At 67.3% G+C, this 22,210-nt stretch carries 18 protein-coding genes; 9 read left to right on the top strand and 9 right to left on the bottom strand.

What is annotated here, in order from left to right:
- The first annotated feature begins 119 nt into the window (after window positions 1-119).
- The 3 genes from ACWGE0_RS28295 (at window position 120) to pip (ending at window position 2,366) form a co-directional block, all read left to right on the top strand.
- Window positions 120-602, top strand: coding sequence for a hypothetical protein (locus ACWGE0_RS28295; RefSeq protein ID WP_452263927.1), 483 nt, complete (start codon window positions 120-122; stop codon window positions 600-602).
- Between the two features lie 89 nt (window positions 603-691).
- Window positions 692-1,234, top strand: coding sequence for a DUF305 domain-containing protein (locus ACWGE0_RS28290; protein ID WP_452263926.1), 543 nt, complete (start codon window positions 692-694; stop codon window positions 1,232-1,234).
- Window positions 1,235-1,418: 184 nt separating this feature from the next.
- On the top strand, window positions 1,419-2,366 hold the full coding sequence (gene pip, locus ACWGE0_RS28285; protein ID WP_452263925.1) for a prolyl aminopeptidase: 948 nt from the start codon (window positions 1,419-1,421) through the stop codon (window positions 2,364-2,366).
- On the opposite strand, the gene ACWGE0_RS28280 is transcribed toward pip, so the two are convergent.
- From ACWGE0_RS28280 to ACWGE0_RS28260, 5 genes are all read right to left on the bottom strand, one after another.
- Window positions 2,363-3,913: a tannase/feruloyl esterase family alpha/beta hydrolase gene (locus ACWGE0_RS28280; protein WP_452263924.1), complete on the bottom strand. Its 1,551-nt coding sequence runs from the start codon at window positions 3,911-3,913 to the stop codon at window positions 2,363-2,365. The two genes, pip and ACWGE0_RS28280, sit on opposite strands and share 4 nt — an antisense overlap.
- 50 nt (window positions 3,914-3,963) lie before the next feature.
- Window positions 3,964-5,937, bottom strand: a complete 1,974-nt coding sequence (locus ACWGE0_RS28275; protein ID WP_452263923.1) for an amino acid transporter — start codon at window positions 5,935-5,937, stop codon at window positions 3,964-3,966.
- Between the two features lie 27 nt (window positions 5,938-5,964).
- The gene (locus tag ACWGE0_RS28270; RefSeq protein WP_452263922.1) at window positions 5,965-8,094 is read right to left on the bottom strand and encodes a bifunctional diguanylate cyclase/phosphohydrolase; all 2,130 of its coding nucleotides are present in this window, start codon (window positions 8,092-8,094) and stop codon (window positions 5,965-5,967) included.
- A gap of 106 nt (window positions 8,095-8,200) precedes the next feature.
- Window positions 8,201-10,033, bottom strand: a complete 1,833-nt coding sequence (locus ACWGE0_RS28265) for a molybdopterin cofactor-binding domain-containing protein (RefSeq protein ID WP_452263921.1) — start codon at window positions 10,031-10,033, stop codon at window positions 8,201-8,203.
- Window positions 10,030-10,491 (bottom strand): (2Fe-2S)-binding protein, encoded by a 462-nt coding sequence (locus ACWGE0_RS28260; protein WP_452263920.1) that lies wholly within the window; start codon window positions 10,489-10,491, stop codon window positions 10,030-10,032. Before ACWGE0_RS28260 ends, ACWGE0_RS28265 begins: the two co-directional genes overlap by 4 nt.
- Before the next feature lie 52 nt (window positions 10,492-10,543).
- Here ACWGE0_RS28260 and ACWGE0_RS28255 point away from each other — a divergent pair, with 52 nt between their 5' ends.
- The gene (locus ACWGE0_RS28255; RefSeq protein WP_452263919.1) at window positions 10,544-13,216 is read left to right on the top strand and encodes a BTAD domain-containing putative transcriptional regulator; all 2,673 of its coding nucleotides are present in this window, start codon (window positions 10,544-10,546) and stop codon (window positions 13,214-13,216) included.
- Window position 13,217: 1 nt separating this feature from the next.
- Here the strand turns inward: ACWGE0_RS28255 and ACWGE0_RS28250 are convergent, their stop codons facing one another.
- The 3 genes from ACWGE0_RS28250 to ACWGE0_RS28240 all read right to left on the bottom strand — a co-directional run bounded on the left by ACWGE0_RS28250 (window position 13,218) and on the right by ACWGE0_RS28240 (window position 15,383).
- Window positions 13,218-14,426: a peptidase inhibitor family I36 protein gene (locus ACWGE0_RS28250; protein WP_452263918.1), complete on the bottom strand. Its 1,209-nt coding sequence runs from the start codon at window positions 14,424-14,426 to the stop codon at window positions 13,218-13,220.
- 33 nt (window positions 14,427-14,459) lie between these two features.
- Window positions 14,460-14,885: a hypothetical protein gene (locus ACWGE0_RS28245; RefSeq protein ID WP_452263917.1), complete on the bottom strand. Its 426-nt coding sequence runs from the start codon at window positions 14,883-14,885 to the stop codon at window positions 14,460-14,462.
- Between the two features lie 78 nt (window positions 14,886-14,963).
- A complete protein-coding gene (locus tag ACWGE0_RS28240; RefSeq protein WP_452263916.1) occupies window positions 14,964-15,383 on the bottom strand; it encodes a DUF2690 domain-containing protein in 420 nt (139 codons plus the stop codon).
- Between the two features lie 142 nt (window positions 15,384-15,525).
- Here ACWGE0_RS28240 and ACWGE0_RS28235 point away from each other — a divergent pair, with 142 nt between their 5' ends.
- A complete protein-coding gene (locus tag ACWGE0_RS28235; protein WP_452263915.1) occupies window positions 15,526-16,188 on the top strand; it encodes a DUF2306 domain-containing protein in 663 nt (220 codons plus the stop codon).
- On the opposite strand, the gene ACWGE0_RS28230 is transcribed toward ACWGE0_RS28235, so the two are convergent.
- The gene (locus tag ACWGE0_RS28230) at window positions 16,178-16,441 is read right to left on the bottom strand and encodes a hypothetical protein (protein ID WP_452263914.1); all 264 of its coding nucleotides are present in this window, start codon (window positions 16,439-16,441) and stop codon (window positions 16,178-16,180) included. The genes ACWGE0_RS28235 and ACWGE0_RS28230 overlap by 11 nt on opposite strands.
- 56 nt (window positions 16,442-16,497) lie before the next feature.
- Here ACWGE0_RS28230 and ACWGE0_RS28225 point away from each other — a divergent pair, with 56 nt between their 5' ends.
- The 4 genes from ACWGE0_RS28225 (at window position 16,498) to ACWGE0_RS28210 (ending at window position 22,210) form a co-directional block, all read left to right on the top strand.
- A complete protein-coding gene (locus ACWGE0_RS28225; protein WP_452263913.1) occupies window positions 16,498-17,139 on the top strand; it encodes a peptidylprolyl isomerase in 642 nt (213 codons plus the stop codon).
- Window positions 17,140-17,484: 345 nt separating this feature from the next.
- Window positions 17,485-18,606, top strand: coding sequence for a GNAT family N-acetyltransferase (locus ACWGE0_RS28220; RefSeq protein WP_452263912.1), 1,122 nt, complete (start codon window positions 17,485-17,487; stop codon window positions 18,604-18,606).
- Window positions 18,603-19,739, top strand: coding sequence for a LuxE/PaaK family acyltransferase (locus tag ACWGE0_RS28215; protein WP_452263911.1), 1,137 nt, complete (start codon window positions 18,603-18,605; stop codon window positions 19,737-19,739). The genes ACWGE0_RS28220 and ACWGE0_RS28215 overlap by 4 nt, the downstream gene beginning before the upstream one ends.
- Window positions 19,736-22,210, top strand: coding sequence for an acyl-CoA reductase (locus ACWGE0_RS28210; protein WP_452263910.1), 2,475 nt, complete (start codon window positions 19,736-19,738; stop codon window positions 22,208-22,210). The genes ACWGE0_RS28215 and ACWGE0_RS28210 overlap by 4 nt, the downstream gene beginning before the upstream one ends.

Genomic DNA, 22,210 nt, shown 5'->3' with positions numbered 1-22,210 from the left:
ACTGTCAACAAGTCCACGCGAGCGAGTGGTCTTACCGTTGACGAACCAGGTAACGGGACCAGACCACTCGACCCACTGGTATTGGGTGCAAACCACCGCCCGGGTGGGTAGCCCCGCACATGCGTGATTTCAGCGAGCCCGCCAGGGCTACCGGTCCGGGTGTCGTCGCCGACGGTCCGGCCGGAGCGACGACAGTGCTCGTGATCGATCCAGCCGGAGAGGCCCTGCACGACGAGATTCCCGCGACCTGGCGCACCCTGAGCGACCGGCTGCGAATCGTGTGGCTGCGCGTACCAGCCGCACCGGAGTGGCGGTCCACTGTGGACAAAGTGCTGACCAGGCATCGCGACGACACCCGGACCATGCTGGACGTCGTCACCAGCGGCCCGATCGCCGCCGACGTGATCGACCTCGCCCGCGGCCACGAGGACCTGGTGCGCTCGGTCCTGCTCGTCGACCCGGAGGTGGACGTCGACGACCCGTTCGTCCGCGTCGTCGCCCGCAGCCAGGACGTCCCGGACGACCGCATCCCGGCACCGCTCCCGCTCGGCCACCCGTACGTGGTGTTCGGCGTGGCAGAGGCCCTGAACCAGCTGGGCTGATCCCGAAGCACTTAGGTTCCAGAAGTTTCACTGAACCGGACACATCGGCCACCCGTATGCCTCGTCAGGGAACCGTGACGGGAGGCTTCATGCGAGCGCGTCTGCTCATCATCGTGCTGGGACTGCTGGCACTGACGGGCTGTTCATCGGTCGGGGGTGGTAACTCCGGCGAAGCGGCGGCCAACGAGGCGGATGCGACGTTCTCGTTGCAGATGATCCCGCACCACCACCAGACGATCGACATCGCCAAGGTCGCGATGGAGAAGTCCAAGGATCAGTTCGTCATCGACGTGGCGGACAAGATCGCCACCGCCGAGTCCGGCGAGATCGAGCAGATGGCCACGTACCTGCGCTCGTGGAACATCCAGGTCCCCGGCAACGATGCGAACGCCACCCACAAGATGGCGGGCATGATGACGGTCAAGGACATCGAGACCCTCAAGTCCGCCCAGGGCAAGCAGTTCGACGAACTGTTCCTCGCCACCCTCTCGCGCCACCTCCGCAGCGGCGTGGACATGGCGAAGAACGCCCAGGCCAAGGGCGTGCACGTGGGCTCGAAGGCACTGGCCGGCAAGATCATCGTGTCGCAGTCCGAGGTCATCGACCAGATCGCGGCCAAGCAGAAGTCCTGACGCTTCACCGGGATTGAGCGGGAGTTCGGGAACGCCAAGCACACGTCCGCTGTGACATCGCAGTGGGCGTGTCGGCGTGTCCGCAGCCCGGACGTGCTGACCGTGGCGTGTGCAAGTACCACCAACTCAAGATCATCGAGCGCGTAACTACACCCAACCGGCCGGCCTCAATACGCTCCCCCGCATGTACCCACGCGTGGACCCATACGACCAGGGCATGCTCGACGTCGGCGACGGCCAGCTCATCCACTGGGAGGTGAGCGGCAACCCCGCCGGCAAGCCCGCGGTCGTCTTCCACGGCGGCCCCGGATCAGGTTCGAACCCCCGATGGCGCGAGGACTTCGACCCGGATCACTGGAAGCTCGTGCTGTGGGACCAGCGCGGGGCCGGCCGGAGCACACCGCCGGTGAGCGACCCCGCCACCAGCATGGAGCACAACACCACCCAGCACCTCATCGATGACGCCGAGAAGCTGCGCGAACACCTCGGCATCGACAGGTGGCTGCTGATCGGCGGTTCCTGGGGCTCCACGCTGATCCTCGCCTACGCCATCCAGCACCCGCAGCGGGTCAGCGAGATCATCATCCCCGCCGTCACGACGTCACGGCCGGAGGAGCACGCGTGGATCACCCGCGGCCTCGCCATGTTCTACCCGGACTACTTCGACGCCTTCCGCAACGGCGTTCCCGTGCAGGACCGCGACGGCAACCTCGCGCTGGCGTACAACAAGCTTCTCAACTCACCCGACGAGAAGGTCCGCGAGAAGGCCGCGTGGGACTGGAGCAAGTGGGATCTGTCCACGATCACCGGCGGGGACAACGACTTCGCCGGCACGAGGTACGAAGACCCGGTCGTGCGCTACCAGCTGGCGCGGACCGTGACTCACTACTGGGGCAACGAGGCGTTCCTCGAGCCCAACCACGTGATGGACAACCTCGACAAGCTCAAGGGCATCCCCGCGGTGCTCATCCACGGGCGCAACGACTTCGGCGGGCCGTTGCACACGGCGTGGGAGGTCGCGAAGAGGTGGCCCGACGCCGAACTCGTCATTCTGAACGACGCCGGGCACGTCATCATGGAGGGCAACAGCATGGATCACGCCATCACCGCGGCGGTGGAGAAGTTCCGTTAGGGCGCAACGGGTCCGGGCCGGTGGTAGAGATCCTCACCGGCCCACCTGATCCGGTCGTGGAACTGGAATCCCGGTGCCGCGACGAAGTTCGCCGCGTCGTCGATCGAACCCGAGCCGTCGTACTTGGCCCGCAACGGATACGGGAACACCGGACGCGTGCGCACGACGTTGCCGTTCTGGTCCTGGCCAGAAGCGATCACCTTGGACGGCGCCGAACCGCCCTCGACCCACGAGACGAGCTCGCGGAACGGGTCGAAGTTCGTCAGCGTGTCGCCGCCCTCGCAGTGCCACATCGACGGCACCACGAACAGTCGCGCCCAGTCCTGCGCGCGACCGCCGGTGAGCCGTTGCCAGTAGTCCAGCGTGCCCTCGAAGGGGATTCCCTGGTCGCCAGCGCCGTGCCAGATGATCAGCTTGCCGCCCGCGCGCCGGAACTCACGCAGGTCCAGCGACAGCGCGTTCGCCTTGTACGTCTCCATCGCTCCTCGGTGCAGCTCGCGGGAGGTGAACTCGAACGTCGCCAGCGACGAATGCGGCTGGCCGATCGGGTAAACGAGGTGCTTCAACGCGTTGTCGGCGAGCCCGGCGGCCACCCCCTGGCCGAGCTCCGGCGAGGGGTTGAGCCAGAACGTCCACCCGATCTCCGACCCGTACGGCTGGCCACCGGGGTACAGCCGCGCGCCGCGATCGGCCGGACCGGCGTAGAGCCGTTTGACGCGCTCGATCTCGTCCGCGGTCAGCGTGCCGGCCAACGACGCTGGATCGAACTTGCAGAGTCGCGGATCGTCGATCTGGCCGTCCACCAAGCCGTCGAGGCCGTCGCAGTCCCGCATCACCGCGGCGTGCAGGATGAAGATCTTGTCGTTCGGGATGGTGTTGCGCGCGATCCACGCCTGGTAGCCGATCAACGCCGTGTAGCTCACCGCGGGCGCGGCGGCGATGATCCCGTCGAAGTCGCGCGGGTAGCGCTGAGCCAGCAGCATGCCCTCGCGGCCGCCGTTGGAACAGCCGCTGAAGTACGACTTCACCGGCGCCTTGCCGTAGAAGGTCTTGATGATCGTCTTGGAAACCTTCGACAACACGTGGGGTGCGCGGTAGAAGTAGTCGTCACGGGCCTTCTGGTTGTTCGCCGCCCAGGTCGTGTCGAACCCGTTCTCCGGCGTGACCTGGTGCCCGTCGTCCGTGGACGCCACGGCCGCGTCGCCGAACGACGGCCCGCAGCCCTGCGGAAAGGCCGGATCGACTGCGAATCCACAGAATCCGCCACATCCGTACTGGAGATAGCGGCCCTGGTAGGTCTTCGTGGGCAGCCTCAGCTTGAACCCGATGTTCGGCTCGATGGTGCCGCGCACGTCGCAGAACTCCGTTGCACCAGCGACAACTGAGGCTGACGTGACACGAGTGCGGGCATCCGGAACGTCGAACGAGCGCACCAGATCGGCACACGAACGCACTGGACGAGACCCGGACTCGCTTGCGACGGCAGGAGCAATCCCTGCCGCCACAAGCACAAACGACACACAAGCGATCAAAAGCTTGCGAGACATGTAGAGCGTCCTTCCCCCTGTAGTCGGACGTACCGGGGGAAGTCTTCCAGCTATCCGACGTGCACGCGTGGCCGTCGGGACGGATCCTTCTCGGCCGAGCGGATGATCTCGCGTACGACCGGAGGCGTATCTCCGCGGCCGAGGATCAGGTAGCGGAACAGGTGACCGAGCGGATTTCCTTCCGACCACTCGAAGTGCGCGTGCGGGATCACACCGGTCGAGTCGCGCAACGCCAGCAGGATCGCCGCGATCGCGTTCGGGGCGGCGGGTGCGGAAGCACGCAGGATGCGGTGGCCGTCGACCTCGACGCCCTGCACGCACAGCACGTTGCTGAACGCCGACGGGTCGACGATGTCGATCTCCAGGAAGATCACGTCCGCCGAGCCGGGCACCGGGTTGATGCCGCGCTGCTCGCTCTCCTTCTCGTCGTACTCCGCCTTGTCGCCGTCCTGGCGGCGGTTCGCGATCAGCGTGATCCGGTCGTCGTTCGCGATCGTGTCGGTGATGAACTGGCGCGCCCGCTCGTCGAACTTGATCTTGTCGACCCGCAGTTCCGTGGTGCGGGAGATGCGTGACACCAACGAGATCACCACGATGCCGATGATGAAGAAGAAGGAGATCGTGATGCCGTCCGGCTTCTCGATCACGTTCTCCACCAACGCGTACAGCAGCACCAGCGTCAGCACGGTGAAACCGATCGTCGCGCCGCGCTGCTTCTTGCGCCACGCGGACACCGTGACCGCGAACGAACCCGACACCATCATCGCCAGGATGCCGGTGGCGTACGCGCCGGCCTGCGCGTTCACGTCGGCCTTGAAGATGATCGTGATGATGATGCAGATGATCGTGTAGACGATCACGACCGGACGGACCGCGCGGCCCCATTCCGGTGCCATGCCGTAGGAAGGCAGGTACCGCGGCACGATGTTGATCAGGCCGGCCATCGCGGACGCGCCGGCGAACCACAGGATCAGGATGCTGCTGATGTCGTAGACGGTGCCGAACGCCTCGCCGAGCAGCTCGTGCGCGAGGTACGCGAGCGCACGGCCGTTCGCCGGCCCGCCCGGCGCGAACTTGTCCTGCGGTACCAGCACAGTCGTGATGAACGACGTCGCGATCAGGTACACCGACATGATCAGCGCGGCGGCCGTCAGCAGCTTGCGGGTGTTGCGCACCCGGCTCTCCAGGCGCTCTTCCGGCGTCTTGCCGGAGGCCGCGACCAGCGGCATCATGCTCACGCCGGTCTCGAAGCCGGACAAACCGAGCACCAGCAACGGAAACGCCAGAATCGCCGGGCCGATCACCCCGAAGAACCCGCCGCCGTGCGAGCCCAACGCGTCGAACCACCGCTGCAGGGCGTCCGGCGTCGCGAAGACGTCCACCAGGCCCACCACGGCCAGGACCGCGTTCAACGCCAGGAACACCGCGACCAACGGGATCGCGACGCCCACGGCCTCGCTGAAGCCCATCAGGAACACGCCGCCGAGGATCAGCAACAGCACGATCGTCAACGCGAGCTCGTAGCCGTGCAACGACTCGGGGACGTACGGGTTCTCCAGCGCGTGCACCGAGGCGTCGGCCGCGGACAGGGTGATCGTGATGATCCACGACGTCGCCACGAACCCGAGCAGCACCAGCACGAAGATCTTGCCGCGCCAGAACGGCAGCAGGTCCTCCAGCATCGCCACCGAGCCCTGGCCGTTCGGGCTCTCGCGCGCCACCCGCCGGTACATCGGCAGCATGCCCAGCAGCGTCAGCGCCACGATGAGCAGCGTGGCCAGCGGCGACAGTGCGCCCGCGGCCAGCGCGGCGATGCCCGGCAGGTACGACAGCGTGGAGAAGTAGTCGACGCCCGTCAGCGTCATGACCTTCCACCACGGATGCGGCTTCGCGTGCGACTCCTGGCTCTCCGGGCCGGAAGGCGCCACGCGGTCCGCGAGCAGCCACCTCCCCACCGGCCCACCCGGCGGGGCCGGACGTTCCGGACTCGGCACCTCGGCGGGGATGGCGTACTCCGTGCTCATGGCGCAGAGCATGCCATCACCAGGTGATCAAGGCCGGAACTCCGCCGGAAATCCAGCCTCCTGAACGGACAATCCGGACGGACGCAACATTCCGATCGTGCCCTGGGTGTGCAGATCCAGGAACATGTCCACCACGTCCGGATCGAACTGCTCACCGCGGCCCGCCCACAGTTCGCGTCGTGCGCGGTTCTCGTCCAGTGCGGTCTGGTGAGGACGGTTCGACCGCATCGCGGCCCACGCCACGCAAACGGACAGGATCCTTGCTTCCGCACGGATGTCCGCACCGCGCAGCTTGTCCGGGTAGCCCTCGCCGTCGTAACGCTCGTGCTGCTGCCTGATCACGTGCGCCACGCCCGCGAACCCCGGCACCATCCGCGCGAGCCGGTAGCCGAAGTCGGGATGTTGCCGCAGCAAGCGCCATTCCTCTTCGGACAGTGCACCGGGCTTGGTGAGCACCACCTCGGGAATGATGATCTTGCCGATGTCGTGCAGGCGACCGGCGAGCTGCGCGACCCTGATCGTCGGCGCGTCCAGCCCGAACTCCCCCGCGGCGACTCCCGCCCAGCGCGACACCGAGCGGCTGTGGTCGTAGCGGTGCAGCCAGCCGTCCACCCGGTCGGCGACCTGGCAGAGGAACTCCGCCATCGCGCCGTCGGTGTCCGGATCGACTGCGGGCAGCGGCTCCGGCCCGACCGCGACCCGGTTGCGCCCGGCCGCCTTCGCCGCGTACAGCGCGCGGTCCGCGATCACCACGATGTCGTCGGGACCGTCGCCGTGCGTCGGGAAGCTCGCCGCGCCGACGGACACCGTCACGGACAACGGGATGTCGTCGTTGCTCGCGCTGACCGGGATCGGCCTCTCCGCCACCCGTTCGCGCAGCCGGTTCGCGATCACGGACAGCCTGCCGGGGCCGGCTTCCGGGACGAGCAGCGCGAACTCCTCGCCGCCGTACCGCGCGAGCACTTCACCTGATCGAGATGCCGCGCGCAGCCGTGCCGCGACCTCCATCAGCACGTCGTCGCCCGCCGGGTGGCCGTAGTTGTCGTTGATCGACTTGAAGCGGTCGACGTCGATGATGAACACCGCCACCGAACCGTCGTTGCGTCGCGCGCGCGAGATCTCCAACGGCAGCTGGGCTTCGAAGAACCTGCGGGTGTGCAGCCCGGTGAGGCTGTCGGTGATCGCGAGCTTGCGCTGGTCCGCCACCAGCCCCGCGAGCCGGGCGATGATCAGCAACGACAGCAGGGCGCTGCCCGCCGCGATCACCAGGACGTCCTGCGTCGACTGGCCGACGTCGTGGATCAGCATCAGGATCGGCGCGGCGAGCGCGGCCGACGACAGCGCGATGATCCGGCCCCGGCTCAGGCCCACGTCCTTGACGTGCCCGCGGTCGACGAGCCGCGCCATCGTCGGGTGCAGTGCGGCAGCGCCCATGCACAGGTTGGCCGACAACCAGATGGCGTCGAGGAAGTTGCCCGCGTGGTAGCTGCCGTCCAGGCGCTGCAACACGTAGATGGTGTCCGCGGTCAGGATTCCCAGCAGGTTCGCCGTGAGCAGCACGAACGCGCGCGGCCGCGGCCCGGCGCCGAAGATCAGACGCAGCGCCACGACGAAGAGCGCGAGATCCATCATCGGGTAGCCGAGCGAGGCGATCTTCACCAGCACCGGTGACGTGAGCCGCGCCTGCGGGCCGATGACGTAGAGCCAGGAGGCCATGCCCGCCACGACCGCGAGCACCGCGGCGTCGAGCAGGCTCGGCAGGTCGAGTCCGGGAGTGCGGCGGCGGATCAGCAGGATCACGCCCGCGACCATCAACGGGTAATGCCCGAGATAGAAGATGTCCGCGTATGAGGGGTAAACCGTGTACTTGAAGAGGTAGTGCGATGCGTAGAACGTGAGGTCCGCGATCGCGTAAACCACCTGGCTGAGTGCGAGGAACACCCATGGCCGCCGCCATTGGGGGCGGTTGCGCTTGACACCGGCGAATGTCGCGACCGCGGCCGAGGCGCTGATCGTGCAGTAGAGCACCACTCGTACCGTTTGCCCCGTTGTCCCCGCAGGGCTGACCGGAATCAGGTAGTAGACGCCCAGCAGCAGGTGACCCGCCACCAGGTACATCCACCACAGTCCGGTATGGCCGGTACGGAAGATGGTCACACGAGACCCCTCGTTCTACGACTTGGTCGAGCCCGATGATGATGCCCGACTTGGCATCACCGCGGCACCGCCGTTACTCCAATGAGGTGACCCACTAATACGGACGCTACCGCGAATCACCGTTCTGCTTTCCGTGCGAAAGAAAACCGAGTGCCGCTGCGGCAGCCGGGTACGCCAGCTCACCCAATCCGCCCACCGGCGCGTCCGACGCCATCACCACGACCGTGATCTCGGGTGTGTCGCCGATCCGCGCCCACGGGTAGTCCCCGAACGATTTTTGCACGACTTTTCCCTGCTTGACGGTGATTCGTGCACCTTCTGTCGTGGAGACCGCGTCCATGATCGCTCCTTCGACCTGCTGGCGGACACCCGATGGATGCAGTGCCGGGCCGACGTCGACCGCCGCGGTGATTTTCGTACGGCCGTCCCGAGTCGTTTCAGCGATCACCGCGACGACCGATCCGTAGTTCTGATGGCAGGCGGCCGCTTGCGGTTCTCCGTCGTGCGCTTCGGCGGCCGCTTCGAGCGTTTTTCTGACCCGCTGGTCGGTGAGCAACCGCAACCGGCGTTCCACCTGGTTGTGCGGCATGTCCAGTTCACTCAGGAACATCTCTTCGGCATAAACGGACTGACCTGCGTAGACGCTGCGCCAGAAGCCGGTTCTGATCGGCGGCGGTGAGATGGCGAAGTGGAGCTCGCCGTCCACGTCGTACGGAAACTTGTTCGCCATCATCTTCATGATCTGGGGGTTGCTCGTCACTTCGAGCACCGCCGAGAGAGGCCATGTGGAAACGGCGTGATCCCGCCAAGTGGGTAGACCTTCGTCGTTGACCGTTGCTCGTATGCGATGGACCGACAATGGACGGTACGAGTCGTGTCGCATGTCGTCGTCTCTTGTCCACAGCACTTTCACCGTCTTGCCGGTGTTCCGTGCGAGTTGGACTGCTTCCAGCACGAAGTCGACTTCGAACTTCCGCCCGAACGCGCCACCCGCCCGGGTCGGTATCACCCGGACGGTCTTGAAGTCCTCTTCCAGAAGTGTGCGCACCCGATCAGGTGCCTGGGTCGGAACCCAGAGGGTGACCTCGTCGCCCGTGACGCTCGCCGTCGCAGTCGGCGGTTCCATCGGTGCATGGGCGAGCATCGGTGTGACGTAGATCTTCTCCACGTAGTCGCCCGATGGTGTCTTGCCTTCCGGCAGGGCGGCTTCGAGTTCGGCCAGCCACTCGTCGCTGTCCGCGTCCGGCGTGCCGCCCTCCCAGGTCGTCGTGAGGTTCTCCCTGCCCTTGATCGCGGTATAGGTGTCCCGCGCCAGCACGGCGAACCCATCGGCCAGCTGGACGACCTCTGCGTCGCGGACGTCGGTGGCGTCGAACCGGGCCGGGGTGGCGCCGATCCACGGTGGCCTGGCGACGACCGCGACGAGGTCCGCCGGCTGATCGATGGCGTAGGCGAGCTTGCCGGTGACGATCGCGGCCTGGTCGACGCGCTTGATCGCCGGGTTGCCGAGCACCCGCCACTCGTCCTGCGGGGTCAGCACGACGGCGGACGGGGTGAGCTGGGCGGCTTCCCCTGCCAGTTCCCGATAGCTGAGCCGGTCCTCGCCGTGCTCGACGAAACCGTTGTCGGCGCGGCACTCGTCTTCCGAGACCTGCCAGCGTCGGGCGGCCGCCTTGATCAGCTGGTGCCGGACGGTGGCCGCGGCCGTGCGGATCGGCTCGTGCAGGCGCTGCATCGTGTTGGAGTTGGCCGAGATCTGCGATCCGTAGGTCTCCGGGTCACCTTCTGCCTGTTCGATCGCAAGGCTTTCGACCGGAACCTTCAGCTCTTCCGCCACCATCATGGCGACGGCGGTGCGCACGCCCTGGCCGGTGTCCGGAACCGGGACGGTGACGGTGATCCGGCCGGATTCGCCGTCGATGCGCACGAACGGGTTCACGCTTCGGTTCGCATTCGTTCGGCGGCCAGTTTGACGGCCTTGCGGATCCGCGGATAGGTGCCGCACCGGCAGACGTTGTTCCGCAACGCCTCGTCGATGTCCTCGTCGGTGGGGTCGGGTTGCTTGGCCAGCAACGCGATCGTCGCCATGATCTGACCTGGCTGGCAGTAGCCGCACTGCGCGACGTCCTCGTCCAGCCACGCCTGCTGCACCGGATGGTCGGCGATGCCCTCGATGGTGAGCACGTCCTGTTCCCGCATGCTCGCCACGGAGTGCTCGCACGGACGGAAAGCCTGGCCGTCCACTATGGACGTGCACGCACCGCAGGCGCCGACACCGCAGCCGTACTTGGTGCCGGTCAGTCCCAGGTGGTCGCGGAGAACCCAGAGCAGCGGGGTTTCCGGATCGGCGTCGACGTCGTGGATCTCACCGTTGATGCGCAGCCGGTGCATGGTCACCTCACCGAGCGTAGCGGCCGCAACACCGTTTTGGACCGGATATCGTTGGCCCGTGGACGGCGTTCGGTTCGGGGTGCTTGGGCCGCTGCTCGTCACGCACGGGCAGCGGGACGTGCACATTCCCGCAGGTCAACCACGACAGGTCCTGATGTTGCTGCTGCTGCACGCCGGGCAGACCGTCAGCGTCGACCACCTGATGTCGATCCTGTGGGACGGCGATCCGCCCGCGAGCGCGCGCAAGGCCGTGCAGGTGCACGTTTCGCAGCTCAGAAGGGCGCTGAAGGACCTGCCAGGGGTCTCGCTGGAGTGGTCGCGGCAGGGGTACCGGCTCGAGATTCCCGACCGCTCGCTCGATCTTCAGCTCTTCCGCGACGCCGGTGATCCCGACGAGGCGCTGGCGCACTGGCGCGGACCCGCACTGGCCGAGCTGACCACGAACACCCAGCTCGCGAACCAGTTGGAGGAGGAACGGCTCGCGGCCACCGAGCGCCGGGCCGAGAAGGCGATCAACGAGGGCCGCCACCACGAGGTGATCGGCGAGCTGACCGGGTACGTCAGCGATCACCCGACCAGAGAACGGTTGCGCGGCGCGCTGATGGTCGCGCTCCATCGCAGCGGGCGGCAGGCGGACGCGCTCAGGACGTACGACGAGGGTCGCCGGCACCTGGCGGAGGAGCTCGGGCTCGATCCGGGGCAGGAGCTCAAGGACCTGCACGCCGCGATCCTGCAGGGCGACATCCCCGCCGTTCCGCGTGAGCTGCCCGCGAAGCCGGACCCGTTCGTCGGACGGCGTGCGGAGATCGAGCTGATCACGACCGCGGTGGAGCCGGTGATCGCGGTGCACGGGCCGGGAGGGCAGGGCAAGAGCGCTCTCGCCAGTGCGGCCGCGCACGCGATGGCGAACCGGTTCCCGGACGGTCAGCTCTACGTGGACCTGCACGGCGCCACGCCAGGACGGTCACCGCTGTCCCCCGCCGAGGTGATCAGGCGCTTCCTGCGCGCGCTCGGCACACCACCGCTCGCGGTGCCCACGGACACCTCCGAGGCCGCCGCGCTCTACCGGTCGACGCTCGCCCGCCGCAAAGTGCTGGTGCTGCTGGACAACGCGGTGGACGCGGCACAGGTCGGGCCGCTGCTGCCGGGCGAGTCCGGTTCGTCCGTGCTGATCACCAGCCGCCGCATGCTGGCGACGCTCAGCGCCCGGCACGTCCAGCTCGACCCGTTGCCAGAAGAGGACGCGCTGAGGTTGCTGGGCGACACCAGCCCGGAGGCCAGGCAGGTGGCCAAAGCCTGCGACTACCTGCCGCTCGCTCTCACGATCGCGGCCGCTCGGTTGCGGTCGCGACCGGACTGGACGACGGCGAACCTGGCGAAGCGGCTCGCGGACCAGCGGCACCGGCTGGACGAGCTGAACTTCGACGACCTCGGGGTCAGGTCGAGCTTCCAGCTGAGCTTCGAGGGCCTGAACGCCAGCTCCACCAGGGCGTTCACCCTGCTGTGCTGCCTCAACGTGCCGACGGTCAGCGAGTCGGTCGCGCAGGCGTTGCTCGGGCAGGACGACGTCGATCGGGCGCTGGATCCGTTGGTGGACGCCAAGCTCGTCGAGCCGTGCGGGCCGGAGCGGTACCGGGTGCACGACCTGCTCCGATTGTTCGGCGCTGAGCACGTCAACGACGAGACGCACGACGCTCTCACCCGCGCGCTCACGCACTACCGCGAGACGTTGACTGCGGCACTCAAGAAGCTGCGCCCGCACGCGTATGGCGCCCTCACGAACTCCGCGACGCAGCAGGACATCGACGAGCCGTTGCAGTGGCTGACGGACGAGGCCGAGAACCTGCTGGCGGCGGCCCGCTCCACGATGGCAGAGCCGTCGCTGGCGGAGCACGCTCTGGCGATCGCGCACATGCTGTACCCGCATCTGTTCAAACAGGACAGGGTCGCGGATCTGATCGAACTGGGCCAGATCGCGGACCGGGCGGCACGCACGATCAACACCTCTGAGGCGTTGCAGACAGCACTTCTGGTGCGGTCGGCGGCCAATCGCCGGATCGGTCAGTTCGACACCGCCCGTGCCCAGCTCGAAGAGGTGCTGGAGGCGCGCGCCGACGACCCGTTCGGACAGGGCCGTGCGCTGGCCGGCATCGGCACGATCCAGCGCGAACTGGGTCAGCTCGACGAGGCTTCGGACACGCTCGCGCAGGCCATCGAACTCACTGATGCCCATGGACCTGCTGGCGCGCAACGAGTTCCGCTGTCCGCTCTGGCTCAAGTGCATCAGGTAGCCGGCCGCTACGGGCAGGCGTTCGACGCCGCCACCGAAAGCCTGAAGCACGCTCGTGCGCACCAAGACGCTGCCGGAACGGCGTATGCGCTGGCCTCGCAGGGTCAGGCGCTGTTCAAGCTCGGCCGGTTGGACGAGGCGTCGGCCGCACTGGGCGAGTGCATCGAACTGTGCCGGGAGACGGGCGAGCACAACGACGAATGGCAGGCCCTGTTGTGCCGCGCGGAAGTGTTCCTGGCTCAGGGCAGGACCGCAGAGGCCACGAAGGACGCCGAGCGCTGCCTGGAGATCACCAGCGCTCGCGGTGACCGGTACGGCGAGGGCGTCGCGCACCTCGTGCTCGCCAAGGCAGGGCGGGAAAAGCACGCAGACCGGGCGGCCGAACTGCTCGGCACACCCGGTCTGCGGAGAGACAACCTCCTGGACAGCCTGATCCGTTAGATCAGTCGCCGTAAGGGTTCTGCATCGAAACGTGGACGTGGTCGTAGTGACCACCCGTCACACCGCCACCGGCGGTGTAGGTGCGCCAGCCCTCGGACGCACGGGCCACGCTCCAGATCTTGCCGTCCCAGATCACGTAGCGGACGTCGAGCCTGTCGGCGTACTGCTTCAGCCAGTTGGCGAGCTTCCAGCCCTGCGCCTCCTGAGCGGCGTTCGGGTACTGGCCGATCGCGTTCGAGATGGTGCAGTCGAGCGCGTTGCCGGTGTTGTGGTTGCTCGTCGACGGCTCACCCGGCCGGTAGTCACCGACGTAGCACTGCGTCTCACCGGTCTTCGAGGAGATCTGGCCGCGCACGAACGCCGTGCGGGCGCTCGCTGCCGGTGCGCGGACGGCCTCCGACGGGTTCGTGTTCTCCGCCGGCGTGGGGTAGGGGCCGGGGTCGCCTGGGTCGGGGTCCGGGTTGCCGCCGCCGCTGTCACCGATGCGGTGCGAGGCGTTCTCGTTCTTCAGGCCCGCCTTGAGGTTGGCCTTGCCACCGGCCGCGATCGTCTGGTTCGTGCCACCGTAGTTGCTGTTGAAGTACACGGTGACCGGCTTGCTGGTGCGGTTCCAGACCGACGCGGCGTTGTTCTTCACGCACACGCCCTGGCCGTTGCCCGCGCCCTTGAACTCGTAGCAGCTCGGCTGGCTGTCGCCGTAGTTCGCGACCGAGGTCTCGAAGTCGGAGACCGAACCGGCCTGGTCGCTGTTGTAGTACAGGCAGAACTCGTCGTCGTTGCAGACGCCGTCACGAGCCTCCGCCGGCGAGCCGATCCGGTGCGAGGCGTTCTCGTTCTTCAACCCTGCCTTGAGGTTTGCCTTGCCACCAGCCGCGATCGTCTGGCTGGTGCCGGCGTACCCGCTGTTGAAGAACACGGTGACCGGGCTGCCCATGCGGTTCCAGACAGCGGCGGCGTTGTTCTTGACGCAGACGCCCTGACCGTTGCCCGCGCCCTTGAAGTCGTAGCAGGACGGCTGGCTGTCGCCGTAGTCGGAGATCGACGTGTCGAAGTCCGACACCGAACCGGCCTGGTCGCTGTTGAAGTAGAGGCAGAACTCCCCTGCCTCACAAACCCCGTTGCGGGCCGTCGCCGCGTTTGCCGGAGCCGTACCGAAGAAAACGCCGAGCATCGCGCCAACCAGCGCTACAAAGGTCAATCTCTTGTACACCGTGAGCCCTTCTCTTTAAGGAACCCGGAAACTTCAGCAACGCTGGTCGGTGGCGGCCGAACCCTCGCCGTTGGACCACTCGAGCTGGCCGTACGCCTTGGTGCACACCGAAAGCGTGTTGGCACCGGAGGACCAGACTTCCTTCTGGTGGTTGCCGCCACACTTGTAGTCCTGCAGGCCGCCACTGGTGGAGACGCCGGAGCAGGCCCACCAGGTGCCGCTGTGCGAGTTGCGGAAGCCCTCCCACACGTAGGTGTAGGACCAGTTCTTGTTGCAGCCCTTGAACTGCTTCACCGACGCGATGGTGGTGCCGCCCGACTTGATGTAGGCGGTGCTGCCGATCTGGTCCACCCGGCTGCAGCTCGGGTTGGTCTCGGCGTTCGCCGGCGACGCGATCCCGAGCAGGGCACCCGTTGCGAGCGCCACGGTGCCGACGGCGCTGGCGATCCTGATGAACATGCTTCTCCCTCGACGAATTCGCTCTTGTTGCTGGCAGGGAAAGTCAGTCGGTGATGTAGCCGGTCACGGCGCGCCCCCTCAGCAGTCGCTGGACGCGAGACGGGCGGTGCGATGAACGCCGTTGGTGTCGACGTAGAGCACCTCGCCACGGGCGCAGCCGGGTGCGTAGACCATGTTTCCCCAGTGGTTGCCGGGCGTTCCCGGCGCGACGAAGCCGACGTGGTCGCTGCTCGACCAGACGGTGATGCGCAGCGCGGAGTCGCCGCCGGAGTAGTTCGAGATCCGGACCCAGTTCGTCCTGCACCCCGGTGACCAGCGCAGTTCGGCCTTGCCGCCGGTGTACATGGGTGCGGTGTCGGCGACGGTGGTGCTGCTGTTGCACCCGGTCTGGACCGGGTCCTGGTTGTTGCAGCCACGCCCGCTGCAGGACGCCGCCTGCGCGTCCGGCGCCATGAGGAGCGTCAGCGCGGCCGCGGCGATCAGGCATGTCGACTTCATGGCGCTGACAGTGCCGACGAGCGCTCACAGCGACCTGACAGCTACACCCCGTCAGGTGTCAGCGAGGTGTCAGAACAGCACTACAACAGCCGCGTCAGCGAGCGGTGCGTGATCGGTAAGCGATGTTGGCGATCGTGACGCCATGACGTGGTTGCGCAAGCCTTGGGTAGGCCCGTTGGCCTTCGTGGTGGTGGCGTTCGTGGCGTTCTCGCTGCCGCCCTACCTGACCGGTGACCGTTTGCAGTCACGCGTGCAATCGGACTGGGGACCGCACTACCCCATCCTGGTCGTGCACGTCGTCTGCTCGTCGATCGCCATCCTCGCGTCCGTGGTGCAGATCTGGCCGTGGTTCCGAGGCCGTTTCCCCGTGTGGCACCGCCGGATCGGCCGTGTGTACGTGTGGGGAGGCGTGCTCCCTGGAGGCCTGGCCGGTCTGGTCATCGGCTGGATGACGCCGTTCGGCCCGATCGCCATGGTCAGCACGCTGATGCTGGCCACGATGTGGCTGTCCTTCACCTGGCTGGCGTGGCGCGCGGCCAGGGAACGCCGGTTCCGCGACCACCGCAAGTGGATGATCCGCAGCTTCGCTCTGACCGTCTCGATCATCTCGAACCGGATCTGGGGCGTGGTCGCGTTCGTGCTGCTGGCGGATCGGGTGCCGGAAGCCGAGCTGCCGAACACCATCAGCGGGATCGCGACGTGGATGGGCTGGACGATCCCGTTGCTGATCTCGCAGTGGTGGCTGGAGCGCAAGCCTCGCCGTCGTCAGGCGCCGGTCGAGCAACGTGAAACCGTCAGCGTGTGAGCCACTCCCGATGTAGCTGACGCAGGACCGCGACCGCGTCGTCGGGGAGGATGTAGCTCGCGGAGAACTCGCCGTCGAGCTCGACCTCCCCGACCTCCAGGCCGGCGAAACGCAGATCGCCGTTGTGATCGACGCCCTCGTCGAACTCGATGCCGAGGCGTTCCGCGACGATGCCCGCTGTCGTGCGCACGTCCGTGCTCGCGTTGATCGAGACGGACTGACGGGTCCAGTCGATGACGAAGTCGTCCCCCATGCAACCCAACCCAGGTGGGCTGACAAGGGGTTATGCGGCGACTACCGTCGGCACTCATGAGGCTACTGCTCGCTGTGTTGATGATGGTCGTGCTGGCCCCGGTCGCCGCGGCCGCACCCGAGACCGTGCCGACCGCGAAGTGCGAGTTCATCCCCACCCCGGAGAACCCGGCCGCCCGCCCGGTCCAGCCACCGCCCGCGAAGGTTCCGGCCAAGGGCACCGTGAAGGTCACCATCGTGACCAACTACGGCGTGGTCATCGCGGATCTCGACCGCGCCAACGCGCCGTGCGGGGTGGAGAACTTCGCCCACCTCGCGCGGAGCTGGTTCTACACGATGTCCCAGTGCTGGCGGCTGACCGACACCACCCGCCTGGGCGTGCTGCAGTGCGGTGACATCTACCGCGCCGAGGAGGGCGGGCCCGGCTACCGGTTCGCCGACGAGGTGACCGGCAAGGAGACCTACGCGCGCGGCACCATCGCGTACGGGAACCAGGGACCGGGCACGAACGGGAGCGAGTTCTTCATCGTGCACTCGTTCGCCAACATCAAGCCCGTGTACACCGTGATCGGCCACGTCACCTTCGGCATGGACACGCTGGACCGGATCGTCAAGGCCGGCATCGTGCCGCAGCCGGACGGGTTGCTGGACGGTGCGCCCAAGAAGCCGGTCCGGATCCTGCACGTACTCGCTCACTAGTCACCGATTTTCCGAGTAGTCGCCGTTTCGTTGAAACGGCGACTACTTCGCGTTTGGCCCGGGAATAGCGCCGCGAGAGCGCGCTGTGTTGACATGTGACAGCAAGAGAAATTCCGGCGGGCGATCTCCGTCACACCACCTACCAGCGCATATTAACCCGGAAGGACCATCGCCAATTAAGGCGGATTTGATACTTCATGTGATCCCGCTCGCCCTCAGGAATCAATTCCGCTGCTCCCGCGCTTCTCTCACCTGAACGGCGGTAGTACCGGCCAGTAGCCTGGATTTCGGTCAATCCCCCACGTGCATTGGTTTGTTTTCGCGTGCGTTGAAGGAGGCACAGGAGTGGCACCCGAGTTCGAGCCGGCTCGACTCGACGACGTCGACGATCTGCTCAGGCTCTACCGGCGGGCGCACGGCGCGAACTACCCGATCGCGATGGGCACCGACCCCGACGTCATGGCGGCCGAGATCGAGGCCGCGCACACCACGTGGCTGGTGTGGCGCCGCGACGGCCAGGTCGTCGCCTCGATCACCGGGCACGTCGAGGAAGGCATGGGCAAGATCGCCGGATTGGTCGTCGACCCGGACGCGCAGGGCGGCGGTATCGCCCACCACGCGGTCGGGCAGATCACCGCGCACATGCTCGAGACCACCGACGTCGACTCGGTCTACGGCACCGCGCGCACGATTCACCTGGCGCCGCAACGAGTGTGCCTGCGCAACGGGTTCCACCCCCTCGGACTCGTGCCGAACCTGTTCAAGCACGCCAAACGGGAGACCATGGCATTGCTGGCCAGGCACCGCGACGGTGTTCTCGACCGCCGGGCCGAGGTGCACAAGGTGCCGCGGAGCCTGGAGAAGCTCGTCACCGCAGCCCATCGCACGGTCGGGTTGCCCGTGCTGCCGGAGTTCGTCGACGACACCGGCTTCCCCGCAGCCGTTCCGTCCCGCATCGAGGTCATCGAGGCGCCGCAGTTCGTGCAGCGGCACTTCGAGCGCAACATCAACGACCCCGCGCGGCGGTTCTACCCGTTGCACAAGCCGAACGTGCTGCTCGCCGACGAGCACGGCGAGTACCAGATCTACGGGCACCTCAACCGCCACGACGGCTACTGCACGATCTTCGGTGCCACCCCCAGCCCCCAAGCACTTCTCCCGCACCTCGGTGGCGTGATCGACACGCTGGCCGGGCTGGGCGCGCCGCACGTCGAGACGCTGGTGCCGTTGCACGAGTTCGACGAGCTGAGTGCCTTGCTGGCCTTCGGTTTCCTGCCGGTGGCGCTGTACCCGGCGATGCGCAGGGACGGCGAGGTCTACCACGACTACGTGGTCATGGTGCACACGCCGCAGCCGCCGGACTTCCGCGGCCTCGCGATCGACGAGGCGTTCCGGCCCTTCACCGAGCAGTACATCGAGCTGTGGACGCAGAAGTTCCTCAACACCAACGGAGTCTTTCGAGCATGAACCCGCACCTCGGTCCAGCAACGGTGCCGGACCCCTCGCTCAGCGCCGTCCAGGCGTTGTGCGACATCGCGGCGCCGTACGACCACAGCGATCCGGACCTGTTCCTGGAAGCGATGAACGAGTCGAACCGCTGGCACGCCCAGCGCAACGAGTTCTTCCGCAGCCTGTGGAACGGCAAGCCGCTCAAGGACGTCACCGAACAGCCTTACGTGCACGCCAACTTCTTCAAGATGCACGAGGTGCTGTCGGTGCCGCGTGACGAGGTCGTCGTGCACGCCACCTCGTCCGGCACGACCGGGCAGAAGTCGCAGATGTTCTGGGACGCCTGGACGTTGCGCGCGGGCCAGCGGATGGTCGCGCGGATCTACGACCACAACGGGTTCATCGACCCGGAACCGGTGCACTACCTGATCAACCTCAACCAGCCGACACCGAACGTGAAGCTGGGCAGCTCGTTCACCGGGCAGTTCATGACCGACTTCGCGCCCGTCGAGTCGGTCGACTACGGCCTCGCGCACACCGGCACCGGCCACGAGTTCGACGCGTTCGGCAGCATCCGCGCGTTGCAACGGTTCGCGGACAGCGGCCGGCCGGTGCGGATCTTCGGTTTCCCGGCGTTCCTCAGCTTCACCATCGACCGCATGCACGCCATGGGCATCGAGCCGCTGCGACTGAACGAGCGCTCGATGGTGTGGTTCGGCGGTGGCTGGAAGGGCAACGCGGACAAGCAGATCTCCAAGGCCGAGCTGCGCACGAAGGTCGGCGACATGCTCGGCATCCCGGACGAGCGGATCCGCGACAGCTACGGCTCGGTCGAGCACTCGGTGCCGTACGTCGAGTGCGCGCACCACAACCTGCACGTGCCGACCTGGTCGCGTGCGATCGTCCGGGACGTCCGGACGCTGGAGCCGTTGCCGTACGGCGAATCCGGCTACATCCAGTTCGTGTCCCCGTACATCACCTCCGCGCCGGCGCAGAGCGTGCTGATGGGTGACCTCGCCGCACTGCACGCACCTGAGGAGTGCGGTTGCGGCAACGAGACCCCGTGGTTCGAGATCCTCGGCCGCGCCGGCGTCTCCCGCAACCGTTCCTGCGCCATCGCGGCGGCAGAGCTCCTGAAGGGCAAGGCATGAACCGGCATTTCTGGCAGGGAGAGTGGATCGACGACGAGGCCGTCGCGGTGCGGCTCGGCACCCTCGAGGACCGCACCCAGCAGGTCGTCACCGGCCCGCGGCTGAACCCGCTCGTGGTGCTCGCCGCGGCCGAGAAGCTGGTCCTGGAGGACCACCGCGCTGCGCTGGTCGCGTGGGGGCTCGACTCGCTGGAGATCGACGAGACGCTGGACGCGCTGCGGCACGCGTTGAGCCGTGGTGCGTTGGAGCGCAAGCTCAAGCGCGAGCTCGGCAACCTCGACCCGGCGCGGATGGTCCGGTTCGACTTCCGCACGCCCACGTACGAGGCCTGGGTGCCGCTCGGCCTGCTCGCCCACGTGACGGCGGGCAACGCGCCCGCAGCAGGCGTGCTGAGCGCCGTTGAGGGCCTGCTCTCGGGCAACCTCAACGTCGTGAAGGTCGCTTCGGACGACTCCGGTTTCACCGTCGAGGTGCTCGCCGCGTTGGCCGCTCTGGACCAGACCGGCCAGATCGCCGCACGACTCGTCGTGTTGCACTTCTCGTCTTCGCGCACCGACTGGATGACGGGCGTGCTCGGCGCGGCCGACGCTGTCGCGGTCTGGGGTGGCGAGGAGGCGATCAACGGTGTGACGGAGCTGGTCCGGCCCGGCACGCGGGTGATCGACTGGGGCCCGAAGCTGTCGTTCGCCTACCTGACCCGCGCGTCGTGGTCCGATGTGGACACCCTGCACGCGCTGGCGGCGGACGTGTGCCAGCTGGAGCAGCAGGCGTGCTCCAGCCCGCAGGTGATCTACCTCGACACCGAGGACCCCGCCGAGGTGTTCGCGTTCGCCTCGCGGTTCGCCGGTGTGCTGGAGCTGACCGGACCGCCCACGCGTGAGCCGTCGCAGGCGGAGTGGGCGGAGATCACGAACACCGTGGTCGTCGCGCAGCTGGAGGAGCACCTCGGCCTCACGAAGGTGCACACCGGCGAGAGCTGGCGCGTGCTGGCCGACGTGCGTTCCGCGTTGCGCACCTCGCCGCTGTACCGGACAGTATGGGTCAAGCCTTTGCCGCGCAAGCAGATCACCTCGGTTCTGCGCCCGATGCGCCGCTACCTGCAGACCGTCGGACTCGCGGCGGACCGGCCCGACACCGCGTTGCTGGCGCGTTCGTTCGTGTCCGTCGGCGTGCAGCGGATCACCACGCCGGGCTCGATGCTCGGCGGCTACAGCGGTGAGCCGCACGACGGCGTCTACGCGTTGCAGCGCTACAGCAACCGCGTGTCCGTGCAGCTCGACGACAGGTTTGCGTCGGACGCATCCCTGGACGACCTCGCCGAGTCCCGTCAGCTCCCCGTTCCCCAGGTTCCGGTGACGTTGAAGGCGGACTTCGAGACGCTGCAGGACCGTCCGGCGGACGTGTACTTCCGCAGCGGTGGCAGCTCCGGCGCGCCCAAGCTGTCCGCCTACACGTGGGCGGACTGGGACGAGCAGATGTGGGTCGGCGCGGAGGCGTTGCTGGCCACCGGGCTCGACCCGCGGCACGACCGGATCATGAACCTGTTCTTCAACGGGCACATGTACGCGAGCTTCGTCAGCTTCTTCTCCGCGCTGGAGCGGATGAACGCCGTGCAGTTCCCGATGGGTGGCGAGTGGGGGCAGCTGGACTCGATCGCCCAGGCCATTGTGGACAACCGGGTCGACACGCTGCTGACCGCGCCTTCGTTCGTGCAGCGCCTCTTCGCCGAGCACGGTGACCAGCTGAAGGCGTACGGCGGGATCCGCAAGATCTTCTACGCGGGAGAGCACTTCGGCGCCCAGGCCATCGCCCGGCTGCGCGACGAGTTCGGCATCGAGACGATTCGCTCGGCCGCCTACGCGACCGTCGACGCTGGCCCGGTCGGCTACCAGTGCCAGGAGTCGTCCGGCAAGGTGCACCACCTGTTCACCGGCCTGCACACGCTGGAGATCCTCGATCCCGAGACGGATCGGCCCGTCCCGGGATCCGAGCCAGGCCGGTTGGTCTTCACCACGCACACCCGGCGTGGCCAGCGGCTGGAGCGCTACGAGATCGGCGACCTGGGCCGCTGGGTTCCCGGCGACTGCCCGTGCGGCCGCCGCACCCCGCGGTTCGAGCTGCTGGGGCGCACCGGTGACGTGTTCCGGGCCGCCGCGCAGACGTTGAACTACCGCCGGTTCCTCACGATCATGGAGGACGAGCACAGCTACGCCGGCGCGGTGCAGATCGAGCTGACCGAGTCCGCTTCCGGCGAGGAGCTGGTCGTGCGGCTGGAGCACGGTCGTGCGCCGGAGCCGGCCGCCAGCCGGATCACTCTTCTGTCGAAGTACGCCGAGGTCGCCGAGGCGGTCGAACAGGACAAGCTGCTGACCTTGCGAGTGGAGAACGCGCCGCTCTCCGACTTCCTGCGCACGAAGAGCAGCGGCAAGTTGATCGGTGTCGTCGACCAGCGCAGCAGCAGGAGTGTGTGA

The organism is Lentzea sp. NPDC054927 (assembly GCF_053610285.1).
Note: the sequence above shows the minus strand (reverse complement) of the source record. Positions and strands in the feature narration are given on the sequence as shown.

Bases quoted from the DNA above. Each gene is read 5' to 3' on its own strand.
- ACWGE0_RS28295 (WP_452263927.1), top strand. From the start codon at position 120: ATGCGTGATTTCAGCGAGCCCGCCAGGGCTACCGGTCCGGGTGTCGTC.
- ACWGE0_RS28290 (WP_452263926.1), top strand. From the start codon at position 692: ATGCGAGCGCGTCTGCTCATCATCGTGCTGGGACTGCTGGCACTGACG.
- pip (WP_452263925.1), top strand. From the start codon at position 1,419: ATGTACCCACGCGTGGACCCATACGACCAGGGCATGCTCGACGTCGGC.
- ACWGE0_RS28280 (WP_452263924.1), bottom strand. From the start codon at position 3,913: ATGTCTCGCAAGCTTTTGATCGCTTGTGTGTCGTTTGTGCTTGTGGCG.
- ACWGE0_RS28275 (WP_452263923.1), bottom strand. From the start codon at position 5,937: ATGAGCACGGAGTACGCCATCCCCGCCGAGGTGCCGAGTCCGGAACGT.
- ACWGE0_RS28245 (WP_452263917.1), bottom strand. From the start codon at position 14,885: ATGTTCATCAGGATCGCCAGCGCCGTCGGCACCGTGGCGCTCGCAACG.
- ACWGE0_RS28240 (WP_452263916.1), bottom strand. From the start codon at position 15,383: ATGAAGTCGACATGCCTGATCGCCGCGGCCGCGCTGACGCTCCTCATG.
- ACWGE0_RS28235 (WP_452263915.1), top strand. From the start codon at position 15,526: ATGACGTGGTTGCGCAAGCCTTGGGTAGGCCCGTTGGCCTTCGTGGTG.
- ACWGE0_RS28230 (WP_452263914.1), bottom strand. From the start codon at position 16,441: ATGGGGGACGACTTCGTCATCGACTGGACCCGTCAGTCCGTCTCGATC.
- ACWGE0_RS28225 (WP_452263913.1), top strand. From the start codon at position 16,498: ATGAGGCTACTGCTCGCTGTGTTGATGATGGTCGTGCTGGCCCCGGTC.
- ACWGE0_RS28215 (WP_452263911.1), top strand. From the start codon at position 18,603: ATGAACCCGCACCTCGGTCCAGCAACGGTGCCGGACCCCTCGCTCAGC.
- ACWGE0_RS28210 (WP_452263910.1), top strand. From the start codon at position 19,736: ATGAACCGGCATTTCTGGCAGGGAGAGTGGATCGACGACGAGGCCGTC.